This window comes from Lewinellaceae bacterium (assembly GCA_020636105.1).
GTDB lineage: Bacteria > Bacteroidota > Bacteroidia > Chitinophagales > Saprospiraceae > BCD1.
The window spans coordinates 1,784,871-1,800,054 of sequence record JACJYL010000002.1; the positions used below are offsets into that span (position 1 = coordinate 1,784,871).

Here is a 15,184-nt window from a genome sequence, read left to right on the forward strand (position 1 = left end):
CAGATCTTCGCAGATGCTTTTTTGAAATCGTCCCCTTCCATTTTGCGGCCGAGATGCCCCCTTTTTGCCCGCCTTAATGGCCACCCGCAAAGTTGTCACCTCGTCTTAGCAAGCCCCCTCCTTTTTCTCCTCCCATCAAAAATCAACCTTAATCTGCGCCCTCACCCCAATCCCCGAAACGTTGGGATGATCCAGGTAGGTCAGCCTTTTTATCACATCTATTCTGAATACTTTGAAAATATTTTCTAAACCCACACTTACTTCCATATAAGGTTTGCTTTTTAAGGAAAAAGTGGAGGGGTTGCCTGCTGCATCTTCAGGAAAATTGAGCAGCCCGTGCGTGATGTCGGGATTGTTGGCGTCACTGATGCCCCCGTAAAGTCCTTTGAAGGTTACGACCTCTCGCAATTTTAGATGTTTTACCAACGGAATCTTATTGAGGATAAAGCCGTAAAAATGGTGCTCGGCAAAAACGGAAACATATTCGTCGCTGATAAATTCGAGGAAATTCATCAGGTTATAGGAGCGCAACTGATAGGCATAGGTTTGATTGGCCCGCGGGATGAATAATAACGGGAAGGGAATGCTTCCTCCAAAAATTTTGCCGGCTTCGGCTTCGACATAGGTATTGCCTATTGGTGAAATGGCAAAACGTTTGAATGCATTAAAAACCAACCTGTTATATGCATAATCCGCATCCAGCACGCCTTTGCCCCCCCGGGCGTAGGAAAGTTTGAATATGGGGTATTTTGTATTGAGTTGTGTCCTGTAATTTTCGCCCTGGAAAAACTGTTCATTGGGCGCAAACCTAAGGGTAGCAGAGAGTTCACTTGAGTTGATGTTTTCCAGGGTAAAATCTTCTCCTTCAAAGGCCAGGGTGCCCCCGGGGGCCTGTTGTTTGTTTTTGAAATTGACCAGAGTAGATATCCCGCTGCCCCAGTCCCTGACATGCTCCAGCTTAAACAGATTGTAATACAAAATCTTATCCGGCGCCCCGCGGGTAAAGGACAAAATAAAATTATCCTCATTGATCCCCTGGAGATCCATGCCCGGAAACTGTGTTTCGAACTGGTACATCACCTCAAGGCTATGCCGCTGTTTGGACACCAGCGGTTGGTTGTTTAGCGACCAGATGGCATTGCCGGAGTACTTGACCCGTTTGTCCGCAAACCCGTAAAGGCAATAGCCTTCAAGCCTGAATTTTTCACTAAACTTTGCGTTGGTTTTTCCTCCAAACCTGAGTCGGGAACCTTCCACGGCATTAAAGCTGTAAAATGAGTTAAAAGGCCCCAGTGAAATGGGTCCGATATCCACATAACCTTCCATAAAAAACAGCAAAACATCCAGTGCTTTGGTAAAGGAAGGAACCTGCTTAATGCTATCTACCAGGGAATAAATTTCTTTTTCCTGCTGCGACAATTCAACCATTCTGTTTTGTGCCCAAAAAACACTGTCCCGGTCGTCAAATCCCTGGGCTTTCACCAAGGTCTCAATACCGCTGTACAAGGAATCAGGCTGCTCTTTATCCAACAGGTAATGGTCATAGTAAACCGTCTTTTTCCCGAAAATTCCGATACCTTTTTTGACAAGATTGAAATCAACGATCAGGGATTCCCGACTGATCAGCCACAGATCGTTGGTATATTTAAATTCCTGGACCAGCTGAAAGTCTTTTACAAAGTTGAGGTTAATTCCTTCCGACACTTTTATCTCTGCCTTGGCCAGTGCGTAACGGTCATCATTGGTGATATAAATGTTGCCGGAAAAAGCCAGGTCTTGTTCATTTCTGGGCTGGAAAGCCAGATTAATCACGCTGACCCCGTTGAAGGCCAAAGTATCGATAATATGAAATTTGTACACCAATGGTGCCGTGACAGATAAAGGGCTGACAAACTGGTTGGTCAGAAAAAGGAGGTTATTCTCATACAGATCAATATCCTCGTAAAGATTACTGACCATAAGGTCTATCCCTTCTGTATTCAGATAATCTTCCAGCCCGATAATTTTGGAACCGGAAATGTATTCCTTTTCTGTTTTAGGGGTTTTGCGGTAATATATTTTCGACAAAGTCTCCTGTAGGAAAACGGGCAGGCTGGGCTTCCCGTTCATCGGAGAATCCTCCATATGCTCGAACACAAACTGGTAGTCCTTAAAAACCCTTCGGTTGGTAAACGCTTCGGTAATATTATTCAGGTCAAATTCGATTTTTTTATACTTATCATACTCCAAAAAATCTACATTCTCCTTCCTGTTCAGATCTTTGTTTTCAATGACTTTACGGATCAGTTCAACGGCCGGATTCCCCTTGTTCTTATATCTTTTTTTACTGGCTACGACATCCACATCCCCAAGGTCTACACTTGACGACTCCAATTCAATATTAATTTCCTGGCTTCCCCCAATCTCGATTTCCTTCACCACAGTAAGGTAACCGAGGTACGAAATTTCAATTTTATTGGTGGCCCACTGGGTCTCAATGATGAACTTCCCGTCAAAATCCGTGGTAGTGCCAATGTCTTTCCCGACAAATGCGACCGAAACAAATGGAAGCGGTTCTTTGGTTTGCGCATCCATGACGATCCCCTCTATGCGGGTGGTTTCCTGGGCATAAACGCTGTGGGGCAAGATGGAGAAAGCCGTTCCAAAAATAAGCGTTAGGGTAAAAATCCAATTCGATTGCATATTGAATTATTTGACCATGAATATTTGGCATTCAAAAAGCTGATTAAGAAGGTTATCCTGATGCAAGGCATTGGAACTTGGCAATTTTCTTTTGTTCTGTATCAATATTTACGAAAGCAACTTTTGAATTTAAAAGGATAAAAATCATTGCATTCCAGATATCGGGTTCAATCTCACTTCATGCTATTGTCGGCAAATATATACTCTTTGTGGTTCAATTGCCTTTTTTTTATACCGATGACAACCGTTATAATATAAGTATAACCAATATTTGATCGAAGGGTTGCTAATGCGTGGAAAAAAGAGTTGGATTTTTAACAATGCCTATTACTAAGGCCCGATTGGTTCTTAAAATTTTGCAGCAGGATTACTATAAAAGGCAAGCTTGCCTGGCGTTGCCCTGGCAGACAGATTAAAACATGCGGTACGGGAGGCGCATTGCCCTTACAATATTTGCAACTTGGCAAACTTTAGCATGATACGCTTCTGAGGATCATCAATTTCTTTAAAAAAGATGGTTGCTACCCGGTTGGTGGCCGCCCCGTCAATACTGAGTACTTTCCCTTCGCCGAATTTGAGATGTAATACCTTCATGCCCGTTTGTATTTCAGAGGAAGGACTGGGTTTGAAGGTACTCGGATCCACCATGGAAGGCAGATTGCTGGTGTTCGGTTTTTTGAAATTGCCTTTCACACTGGCCGTCGAAGGGCCGGCATTGGAGAAGGAAGGCTCGCTGTTACGTACCTGGGGCGGCAGATTGAGACTAGGTTGAGGCACCTCGTCCAAAAAGCGACTCGGCGGGTTAAAACGCATGTTCCCGTATTGAAAACGGCTTTCCGCATAAGAAAGCGTCAGGAACTGCTCTGCTCTCGTAATGGCCACATAAAACAGGCGCCTTTCCTCGTCCATTCCCTCCGGGGTGTCCATCGACATGAAAGACGGGAATAGTTTTTCTTCCAGGCCCACCACAAAAATGGACTTGAATTCCAGCCCTTTTGCGGCGTGTACCGACATGAGCGTCACGTAATTGTCCTGATTGGTGTTTTCATCAAAGTCGGTCAGCAGGGCAATGTTTTGAATATAAGCGGCCAGCGATTTGTCAGTTTCATCTGCAGAGGCTGTCTCTTCTACGAAGGTTTTGATCCCGTCGAGCAGGGCATTCAGGTTTTCGAGCCGCCCCATGCCTTCAATGGAGGTATCCGATTTCATCAGGTCATAGAGCCCCGACTTTTTCACTATCTGGACAGCCACCTCGTAAGCATCCGCGGTTTCGGATTTTTTGGCAGCAGCCTTTATCATCTGTATAAAATCCGTAATAGAATTTTTGGCTCGGGCACTTGCCGGAATGGTAGGCAGGCACTGCCACATTGGTTGTCCCAACTGATCGGCCATGGCACTGAGTTTCTCTATAGTCGAATTGCCAATCCCCCTTCTCGGGTAATTCAGTACCCGGCGTAAAGCTTCTTCATCATTCGGGTTGATCACCAGGCGAAGATACGCCAGCATGTCTTTGATCTCCTTTCTTTGGTAGAAAGACTGCCCGCCAAACACCCGGTAAGGGATATTGTACCGGCGCAGGTATTCTTCAAAAACACGCGACTGGGCATTGGTCCGGTAGAGGATGGCAATCTCACTGTTGGAAAGATGATGCCGGCTCTTTTGTTCTGCAATGGTATCTGCCACTCTTTTTCCTTCCTCGCCATCGGTTCTGGCCTTGATCAGGTTTATTTTTTGTCCTTCTCCTTTATCCGACCATATTTTTTTCTGTATCTGGCGGCTGTTATTGACAATGACGGAATTGGCCGCTTCGACGATATGGGAGGTGGAACGGTAATTCTGCTCCAGTTTAAACACCTTGATTCCATGGGGTTTAAAATCCTGCTCAAAATCGAGGATATTCTGGATCGTAGCCCCGCGGAAGGCGTAGATACTTTGGGCATCATCGCCCACCACACTAATATTCCGGGGACTATTGTCGTAATTCACCAGTTTTCGGATGATGGCATATTGCAATTCATTGGTATCCTGAAACTCATCGACCAGTACATAGGGGAATTTGGCCCGGTATTTATCGAGAACCCCATCTTTATTGCTTTGAAAAAGTTCATACAGGCGGTAGAGCAGATCATCAAAGTCCATGGCGCCCGACCTTTTACAGCGGGCGGTGTAAGCTGCGTATATTTTATACAGGTAAGGCATTTTGGCCATGCGATCCTGGCTCAGTAATTCCTGGTCTTCGGCATACAACTTCGGCGTAATGAGTTTACTTTTTGCCGAAGAAATACGATTTCGGATAGCATTGACATTGTAGATCTTTTTGTCGAGGTTCATCTCTTTGAGAATGACTCCAATCAGGCTTTTGCTGTCATCGGTATCATAAATGGTAAAATTCGAAGGATATCCTATTTTTTCAGCCTCCACCCTTAATATCCGCGCAAAAACGGAGTGAAAAGTACCTGCCCATACATTGTTGGCTTTGGTCCCGACCACCTTTTCGATCCGCTCTTTCATTTCACGTGCCGCCTTATTGGTAAAAGTGAGCGTCAGGATATTCCATGGAGCCGCTCCTTTGTTTATGAGGTGGGCAATACGATACGTCAGCACCCTGGTTTTTCCTGACCCCGGGCCAGCCACAATGAGCACAGGGCCATCGGTGGTTTCCACGGCCTGACGCTGAATGGGATTTAGTTCATCAAGATAAGAAGGGCTGTCAGCCATAATGAAAAAAACTTTTATTGCTCTGAAGGTTGTGATGCAGGCAAAGGCCAGGATAAATTTAGAAAGGAATATTCCCGAAATTCAAAAACCTAATCGATTTACTTAGAAATAAAAAAAAATGAATTTCAAAATATTGACAATCAACATTTTAAAAATTATTATATCAAATTCACCCCTTCCTATAGCCTCTTCCTTAACCTAAAAAGCATTAATGAAGAAAACCAATAATAAAAACCAAAACTTATCCTGCTGGTGCCCGTTAACCCAAAAAGAGGTGTAAAGAGGGCGGCACATTAGCACCGCAATGTTACAAACTTTATCCCGAAATGCGATACGAAAAACAGAGTTTTAGCCGCACAAGAAAAAAAAGGGATGAATTTGTGTTGTTGAAATGGAATTAAAAAGAAGGAAAAACAATCAATCACAGGAAAAGAGAACAAGAAAGGTCAAAATCCAAGGTGATTGACTTCTTTAACAGAATTCATGGAGTTGTTGACATCTTTGGATTTTTTACTCAGTGAAGGGGGCAGATCCTCGGCGGTGAATAAGGTGATTTTCTGAGTATCTTTGATCACGCTGTCCGTTTTAAGGTCATCGACGACCCAATGCCTCAAAATCACAGGGCGTTCCTCTTCGATAATGAGTTCATCGGTCCACTTCAGCACAAATTGACAGGCCCCCTTTTCGATGGAAATCCTGTCAGTGGTGGTAAAAAAGAGGCCATCGGTATCGAGCATTGGGAAACCCGTTTCATTAGGAGAATATTTTTCCACGGCTTTGACATTACCGGGAAAGACGATATCAATGAGATTGGCACGGATGATGCTAATGAACTGGGAAAATCGTATATTTGCCCCTTCGAGATTGAAAGCCTTCCAGTTGCGTTCCATTACACCAAGAGCATTGGTCAAAAATTCCAGCTCTTCGAGCAGTAACCCCTGTTCCAATTTACCCTGGTTTTCTATTTCCAAAATAAAAACGTCACCCTCATGTAACAATTCGGAAAAAAAAGTCCCGCTTTTGTCTCTTTTAGAAACAATTTGCTTTTTTTGTCCGTTAAGAATTAAGGAAATAAAAATGGAGCCCCCATTTTTGTTCCAGTTAAAACTCAGGTAGCCCTCGGCAGGTATTACAATTTCTAATTGTAGCCTGTCGGTGGGCCTACTTCTAACCAGCAGATCGCCAGCCCCTTCAGCCAGCAATCCCATGGGAGCTCCGGTGACATCTACCCCACCGTCACCATTTATCTTGGAAGCTTTCCACTTTTCAATTTCAAAGTACCCTGAAAAACCTTTAGTATTCCCAAATTCGTAATAACGCTCTTCGTATCCGGCAAGAAAAGCCGGCGTTCCACACTCACTGATTACAAACGGTTTTTCAATCTTACTTTCCTCCCAATCGTCCGAACAGAACATTTCGGTATGATTTGCCTGGTAGTGCAATGCGCAACCAGGAACATTATTTTGTACTGAGGTAAAGTTTGAAACTTTTGCAGAAAAAACATTTGTTGCCAAAGCGATGATGAACCCAATTGTCAATTGGACTCTACAAAAGTCATTTTTAAATAGTCGTAACATATTTTGTTCGTGTGGTCTTCTATCGCTCGGCTAAAGGGCATTCCTTCGGATTAAATACCGCAGCTAGTAGTGATGATCACAAAAGCTTTTTTTTACTAAAGATGCATTGGAAGGAAGACAATCAGAATTATCAAAACGCCCGTACAGGCATGAGACTTGCATGTTAATAATCATGGGACTAAACAGTTTAAGGGACTTTGAGAAAATTTGGTTGCGAAGATACATCCTTTCCTGCACTAACGCAACCTTTAATAAGGTATTTTTCTTTTTGCCATCTGTTATCGTCAAACCTTTGCATTTATCCGCCATCCCGTTAAATTCAGAGGTAATGCTTTGATATATATCGTTTTTACATCTTACGTTTTAATGACATAAATGTTTCAAAACCCAGCAAAAAAATCGACCACGTCTGCCTTCGGAGGATATTTTCGCAGGATGGAATCAGAAAGGTTAAAGGATCTAGACTAAAGGGTAAAGGGTTCAAAGAGATAGCCTATTGGTTGATTCCTGGTGATAGGGAGGCAGAAAATTAGCGGTGTTTTTTTATAGCGAATGGTTCATTGAAATTGACGGACAAAAATTTAGCCCTAACGCACTAACGGGTATTATTTTATCCCATCATTTTAAGCAGGAAATTCGCCAGCCAATGGTCATCAGAATTGGTAAGTGCATCGAGTGCTTTCTCCGCTTTGGCAGAAACGGCATTGATGTCATGAATCACTTTTTTAAATGCATCGGCCTCCGCGCTTTTCTCTTCTACCTGGGAAAGTTGTTCCAGCGTTTTTATGATGGGATCGAGTTCTTTCTTCTTGCGTTGGGCGGTAATTTTTCGCACTACATCCCAGATATCCTTCTCCGCAATGAAAAATTCCTTACGTTGCCCGACGACCAGTTCTTTATACACAAGTCCCCAGTCGATGAGGGCTCGTATATTCATATTGGCATTGCCACGGGAAATTTGCAGCTGCTCCATGATGTCATCCGCACTCAGGGACTCAGGAGCGATGAGCAAAAGGGCATGAATCTGAGCCATCGTACGATTGATGCCCCAGTTTGATCCCAATGCTCCCCAAGATTGGATAAATTTTTCTTTAGCAGCTGCAAGTTCCATAGTTAAATTTTATAAAACGGCAATTTCACCACTTTGGCCGGGAGGTTTTTTTTGCCCAGGGAAACGAAAATTTCCGTACCCGGTACAGCAAAAGCAGTCTGAACATAACCCATTCCAATGGGAATGCCCAGGGATGGGGATAATGTTCCTGAAGTGACCACCCCGATAACCAAACCATTGGCATCTTCAATAGGATAATCATGACGTGGGACCCGGCGACCGTCCACCTCAAAGGCGACCAGTTTGCGGCTCACCCCTTCCGCCCGCTGTTGGGCAAAGAGATCCCTGTTGATAAAATCCGTATCCTTGGTCTTGGTGATCCACCCTAATCCTGCTTCAATCGGTGAGGTTTCGTCGTTAATGTCATTTCCGTAAAGGCAAAAGCCCATTTCTAGTCGAAGCGTATCACGTGCACCCAGCCCAATGGGTTTTATCCCAAAGTCGGCTCCAGCTTCAAAAACGGCATCCCAAATAGCAGGAAGATCCTTATCGTCCGCATAAATTTCAAAACCGCCAGAACCGGTATAACCAGTTGCCGAAACGAGGACATTGTCAAAACCTGCAAATCTGCCTTTTTCAAAGGTATAATACTTCATGGCTTTGAGGTCAATATCCGTCAATGACTGCAATGCTTCGGCCGCCTTGGGACCCTGGATGGCCAGCAAGCCCGTCCTGTCGGAAATATTCTCAAGGGAAGTGTCAAACTTGTTGTGTGCATTGATCCAATCCCAGTCTTTCTGGATATTGGAAGCATTTACAACCAGTAAAAACACCTTCTCTCCTTCAGCACACTTATCTTCAGGAAGACGATAAACGAGAAGATCATCCACGATACCGCCTTTTCCATTTGGCAGGCAGGAGTATTGTATCTGGCCAATTTCCAGGCGGGATACATCGTTGCTCGTCACCCATTGTACCAGGTCAAGGGCTTGTTTTCCTTTTACAATAAATTCACCCATATGGGTCACGTCAAAAACGCCCACCCCTTCACGTACCGTCTGGTGCTCTTCCTGGATGGAACTATAAACAATAGGCATGTTGTAGCCTGCAAATTCAGCCATTTTTGCCCCAAGGGCAATATGCTTGTCTGTTATCGGTGTATTTTTCATTAGTAAATAATACTTCGGTTCTATTAGAAAAGTTGGTTTTTTACCCTGCCACAAAAGTAGTCATTTTCTTTCTAATGTAATAGTTTTTAAGCCATACTCAGAACCCCTTAAGGGTTCGACCAAGGATGAAAATAAAAAAACTCAGATCAGGGGCCTGACGCTTACATGACGGCTTAGCCTGTTATTTGCCGAATAATTCTTTAGACTATGCCCCAATATGGTCAAAGATCCAACTAAATATCCATCATAAATTGAACGAGACCGGCTTCAACATCAGCTTAGTCAAAAACGGTCAGATCGTTTAAACGAAAAGAATAATCAACCAATAATCCACTTATGCGTTGGCTCAGTTTTATCATTATCCTCATGATTATGCCAGTTTCCTGTCAAAAAAAGGAAACCATAGAGCCATAGTATATGCCTGACCTCTTGGAAATTCCGAACAGTTTCCCAAAGACACCCCCTTTTCAGAAGCAAGATGGCTCTTGGGGAAAAACTGTTTTACGACCCGGTGATGTCTCTCGATTCATCGGTGAGCTGTGCTTCCTGTCATCGTGCGGAGATAGCTTTCAGTGATGATTTAGCATACAGCCTTGGCGTTGAGCAGCGGCCGGGCACAAGGAATGCCCAATGCTTGCCAATATTGCCTATCATCCTTATCTCACTCGTGACGGCGGCGTTCCGACGCTGGAAACGCAAATTCTAGTGCCCGTACAAGAGCATCTTGAATTCGACTTCAACATAGTGCTGCTGGCAGAACGTTAGTGAACGTACCCAATGTTTGGCATGTCACAGCGGCTTCAATTTTACCCATTTTTCTTTTACGAACAACGGCCTTTATGGAAAATACTCCAATCCCGGAAGATTCCGGGTAACAGGAAACGATAGTGACAAATCCGTTTTTAAAGTCCCCACGCTGAGGAACATCGAACTAACGGCCCCTTAACGACGAGTCAATCAATACCCTGGAAGAGGTCATCGACCATTACAACGAAGGCATACGCGCATCTGCCACGGCAGAACCCGCTATTTTAAACACTAAAGATACCGGACTTTTCTCACGGATCAGGACAAGCAGTATTTGGTCAATTTCCTAAAATATGAACTGATGAGGGTTTCTCAATGACGAAAAGTATAAATCTCCTTTTTGAAAATTCCCCCTGGTTAAGTAGTTCGCGGAATTGGGTTACCAATAAGATGGTAGATATTTTGCGCTGAATCGAGGCGCGAAAACCACACATAGCCAAAGCTACGTAAGGATTTGAGTAACGAAGAGTCAGCGTAAAAGATCACCATATTATTATGTTGCTTAATTTCGTGAACTACTTAAATATTAAACCCTATGCTTATAAACCCCAGCAACCGGGCATCCTCGAAGGAGCTGTGCAAGGTTCCTGAAACCGGCCCGAAAGGGGTCATCCAGATCACTTTTAGTCCCCAGCCGGCAAGGTGATCGAGATGGGTATAATCGTCCCATTCCATGTTGTGAATTCCGGCATTGACGATGAAACTTCCGTAGAACTGCCTGTTCATCCGGTAGCGAAAATCCAGGGCACCGGTGGCCACAATCTGGCTGATAAAAACTTCCTGGTAACGATACCCCAAAAATGGTTTTTGATTGTTAAAAAAATAATCCCCGGCTCCCCCAAGGATATGAAAATAGGTGGGAGACGGCCTGTTGAAAAGATTGACTCCCATATTCATATCGGACACAATGGTGAATCGATTGGTGATTGGCCATACGTTTTTCCATTGGCCGCGGGCAGAAATAAAAGCCTTATCCAGCAATCCAGAAAATTTGGGAAACCCTTTCCCTATCGTCATGACAAAATCTCCACGAATCTGTGCAAAAATCCCTTTTTTGGGGACGTAAGCATCATCCAGCCGATCGTAGGTAAGGTCCATAAAAGGCCCCGTTTGCTCGTATTCAAAATGCATCTCCTCATTATTCCCAATACTATCCAAAAAAACACCCACCGGCACATCCTCTATATTGTAATTGCTGTGATTAAAAGCAACCCCTAACTTTAGCCCTACTGAATTCTCAATGGTCTGCAGGGCATAAATCCCTGCATGAATATCCAACTGCTGGTATCTTCCGATAAAATTCCTCTCCTTGTAAAGGCTGTTGGTAAATACCCTCATATTCGCATCAAGCCCGAAACTAAAAGAGCGTCCTGCATCCAAAAGATAGGTCATGTCCAGGCGGGGACGCTCACTGATCACAAAGTTGGCCAGCAACTTACTGCCTTTAAAAAACAAATTTTCAATGTCCCCACTCAGCAAAATACCTGCCTTTAGGTCGGAATCGTAATGCAGTCCCACTCCAACGACCGTTTCTGCTTTTTTTTCTTCAATAACCACCTCACAATCAAAACTTCCCGGGGTTTCAGTTTTATATAGAAAAAAATGACTCTGGACTACCCTGCCAGTACCGAATAATTCTTTATTTTTTGTATCTAAAAGACCATAATTTATTTTTTGACCGACGGGCACATTAAATTTTGCCCCGAGATACTTTTCAGTCAGGTTATTCATCCCCTTGAATGTAAGGCTTGCCAGTACAATGGAATCAGGTATTTCAAATGTTCCATTGGCTGAACGGGCTACGCCGGTTTTTACCCTCTCTGCGATCTTTTGCAATTCAGGAAGCGCTTTTCGTGCCGCTTCATATCCTCTTTTTAAAATTTCTTCTTTCGCACCGAAAGAAGTTACACCGTATTCGGAAATATCCGGTTCAACCAAAACATCGCACAATGCTTTGCGTTCTTCCGCTGATTTAGAATCACTAAACATGGCCGTTTGACCGATAATTTCCATTATGGAAGGATTATCGCCCACTTTTGCAAAAGGGGTACTGACATTCACCCCAATAATAATATCGCATCCCAAAGCTTTCAGATGATCTGAAGGCAAATTATTAATGGCCCCTCCATCGACGAGCATTTTTCCCTCATACCGGTTTGGACTAAACAGCGTAGGGATGGACATGGAACTTCGCAATGCATTGGGAAGACTCCCGGAGGTCATGACCACTTCACTACCCGTTTCCAGGTCGGCAGCAACACAAAGAAAACCTTTAGGAAAAGAAAGGAAATTCTGGTCATCATGGTAACCGAAAGTAAGCTGCAATATCTTATCAAAAACATTCTGACCGGCGAGATAAGCCGTTGGAAAAAAAACTTCTATTTCCTTTTTTTCCTCTGATTTTCTTAACGTCTTGATCCCTATTGAAGCCAACCTGTTCTGCTTGACATCTTTTTCCATGATGGGAATATTCCTGCGCAGGGGAGCATCTTCCAGAATGGCTGACCAATCTTCCTGGTAAATCATCTGTTCTAATTGATCGGGGGTGTAGCCAATTGCATAAAGGCCGCCTATTATGGCTCCCATTGAGGTTCCCGCAACATAATCGACCGGGATACCCAATGAGTCGATCATCTGCAATGCGGGCACATGGGCAAATCCTTTAGCTCCACCTCCACTGAGCACAACCCCAATGATTGGCCTTTTCGCGGGCATTTGTGCGTAAACCCAAAACGGAATTTGGCAGCATAGGTAAATTAAAAAAAAGGAAATAATCAGTTTTTTGGATTTCATCTTTCAAGTGAATTTTTTTTAGTAGCAATATTTTTTTTTACTATCCGGGGCTTATTTCTGGTGGAGAGCATACCTCAAAAAGGAATGGCGCTAAATCGGCTTTTTCTATCAAATCGCAGGGCACGTACAAAACAAAAAATATTCGTATCAGGTAGTTATAATTAGAACAAAACGGCTCCCCCTAAAAGTTCTAGAAAGAGTAAAAAATAGACCAAAAAATTTACAAAAGATTGATTTAGAAATGCTTTAAAATAAATTGACCTATTTCGGGGGAAGACTCCTCTTAATAACGCCGTAAAGCGGCGGCAAGCAGGTCAATTTATTTTCATTAAAGCTCCTAGAGAATATCGACCGATTCGATCATGTCACCGATCTGAATCTGGTGCACCACTTCCATTCCTTTAACCACCTTTCCGAAAATGGTGTAATTTCCATCAAGATGAGGGGTCGGAGAATGGGTGATAAAGAACTGGGTTCCTTCCGTATTATTGCCGGAAGAAGCCATACCGAGGTAACCTCCCTCGTCAAAATGAAGTGGGGATAATTCGGAGCGGATCGTATAATTCAGGCCACCCCAACCGTCGCCGCGTGGGCATCCGCCCTGAATGACAAAATTTGGCACCACCCGGTGAAAGGCGATTTTATCATAAAAACCTGAGCGTGCCAATTCAATAAAATTGATGACAGAACCCGGGGCCACATCCGGAAACAACTCAATCTCAATGAGACCTCTAGCGGTTTTGATATTGACCCTAGGTCTTTTATTTAGCCCCGTCAATTCGGACCACTCTATAGGATGAGAAAATTCGGGTTTTCTCGCCGGCCGCTCTTCAGCTCCGCTAAAATAATCGATCGTTTTTTGTAAGGCATTATAAACCTCCAGGTCTCTCGGTAATTCCACTTTTTGCAGGGCTTTTGTCAAAAACATAGTACTATCTCCAAAGATGGTTTTAAAATCCCGATCCTGATTTTGTAGCGCCTCTGCTGCTGTGGCGACCATGCCTGCATCTCCGGATTCGATGGCAGACCTGAAGAAAGAAGCGATCTCTCTGGTGACAAAATTACTACTCGAAGTGAAGGTACTCCTGAAATTTTCATCATTACTGATATAAGCTAATGATTCTATGCCGGCAGTACGTACCACGGCACTATTCTGCAGCTGAGCTTCCCGAAATACGTAGCGATAGTTCCAGCTAAATTCAGCGAGTGCTACCAGGCAGGCTGCCTTTTCATAAGGGTTTGAACTTCTTAAATAACGCTCCCGCAATTCCGCATTGATGTTGTTCCGGTGATCGATAAAATAAACGGGCAACAGCCGGTTGGCGGCACGGTACAAAATGAGTTTCGGCTCCCAACCCATGGGTTCTTTTGCCCAGTTCCAATAGGCGGTAGCTTCTTCCGGAAGGCCATTTTCCAAAAAATACTGCGCGGCAACAACCGATACGTTGTTATTTTTATCTTTCAATAAGGGATAAATAAGGGGTGTGGCATTTTCGTAAGAAAAATTAGCCAATGCCCGGATGATATTACATTTCACCCGGTAATCTTCTTCTTTGGCGAGCACGGTGGTGAGGGCTTTCAGGGCATTAGGCGATTTCCCCTTACCGATGGCAACAGCCAGTGTCATACGGACCTTGGCATCTTCTTCTTTTTTAAAAAGGTTGGAAAGTCGCAACACCTGCATGCTGTCGAGTTGAATGCCCTGGGCGCGGTAGAGGTAATTGGCGGCAATAGACCGGACGCTTCCCGGCAGTTCAGTATTTAACACCAATTCCAGCATTTTACGGGTACTTTCAGGGCGCACCATTTTACGCAAGGCGAAACGATAAATACCCCAGGCCTGACCTTCCAGTAAAAAAGTATCCTGCGGCATATAAGTCGTAGTACTACTCAAAAATTGAAGGACCTTTTCATCTCCGCATTTGCCCACAGCTTCCAGGATGGCACGGTTGGCAAGTTTAAAATGCCCTGCCGTATCGTTTTGCGCAAAGGCATTTACCAGATAGGGGGTGGCAAAAGAAGCACCTGTCTGGCCGAGAGCAAAAGCCGCCATGGCCCGAACTTTGTCAATTTCATCCTCCAGCAATAAAGCAAGGCTGTCAACGGTAGAAGAATCTTTTATAGACCCCATGGCAGCAGCAGCGAGGTATCTGTAGGTAGGGTTATTATGACGGAAATAAGGATAGAGTTTGTCGATTTTTGCCTCGTCCTGCCACTCAAAAATTTGCCTGCAAATACTATCCCTTGTATCAGGAGTCACCTCCGTCAGTTTTTCTTCCTGGTAAGGCATGCAACTGCTTTGCCCTATCAACCATAAAAGTGCAAATATATATATGACTTTCCTTAGCATTTTTTGGTATGTTTAGTGTTCCTGAAAAAAACTGTTT

At 43.9% G+C, this 15,184-nt stretch carries 7 protein-coding genes and 1 pseudogene; 1 reads left to right on the top strand and 7 read right to left on the bottom strand.

Annotated elements, in window-relative coordinates:
* Window positions 1–135: 135 nt before the first annotated feature.
* From H6571_24185 to gcvT, 5 genes are all read right to left on the bottom strand, one after another.
* Window positions 136–2,682, bottom strand: coding sequence for a carboxypeptidase-like regulatory domain-containing protein (locus tag H6571_24185; GenBank protein ID MCB9326850.1), 2,547 nt, complete (start codon window positions 2,680–2,682; stop codon window positions 136–138).
* Window positions 2,683–3,126: 444 nt separating this feature from the next.
* Window positions 3,127–5,400, bottom strand: coding sequence for a UvrD-helicase domain-containing protein (locus tag H6571_24190; GenBank protein MCB9326851.1), 2,274 nt, complete (start codon window positions 5,398–5,400; stop codon window positions 3,127–3,129).
* 446 nt (window positions 5,401–5,846) lie between these two features.
* A complete protein-coding gene (locus H6571_24195; protein MCB9326852.1) occupies window positions 5,847–6,815 on the bottom strand; it encodes a hypothetical protein in 969 nt (322 codons plus the stop codon).
* Window positions 6,816–7,587: 772 nt separating this feature from the next.
* A complete protein-coding gene (locus tag H6571_24200; protein ID MCB9326853.1) occupies window positions 7,588–8,088 on the bottom strand; it encodes a transcriptional regulator in 501 nt (166 codons plus the stop codon).
* 2 nt (window positions 8,089–8,090) lie between these two features.
* Window positions 8,091–9,197, bottom strand: coding sequence for a glycine cleavage system aminomethyltransferase GcvT (gene gcvT / locus H6571_24205; protein ID MCB9326854.1), 1,107 nt, complete (start codon window positions 9,195–9,197; stop codon window positions 8,091–8,093).
* Window positions 9,198–9,675: 478 nt separating this feature from the next.
* On the opposite strand from gcvT, the pseudogene H6571_24210 reads away from it, so the two are divergent.
* A pseudogene (locus tag H6571_24210) lies at window positions 9,676–10,294 on the top strand (hypothetical protein).
* Window positions 10,295–10,523: 229 nt separating this feature from the next.
* Here the strand turns inward: H6571_24210 and H6571_24215 are convergent.
* Together H6571_24215 and H6571_24220 are read right to left on the bottom strand one after the other, a co-directional pair.
* A complete protein-coding gene (locus H6571_24215) occupies window positions 10,524–12,797 on the bottom strand; it encodes a patatin-like phospholipase family protein (GenBank protein MCB9326855.1) in 2,274 nt (757 codons plus the stop codon).
* Between the two features lie 337 nt (window positions 12,798–13,134).
* Window positions 13,135–15,147, bottom strand: a complete 2,013-nt coding sequence (locus H6571_24220; protein ID MCB9326856.1) for a peptidylprolyl isomerase — start codon at window positions 15,145–15,147, stop codon at window positions 13,135–13,137.
* Window positions 15,148–15,184: the final 37 nt, after the last annotated feature.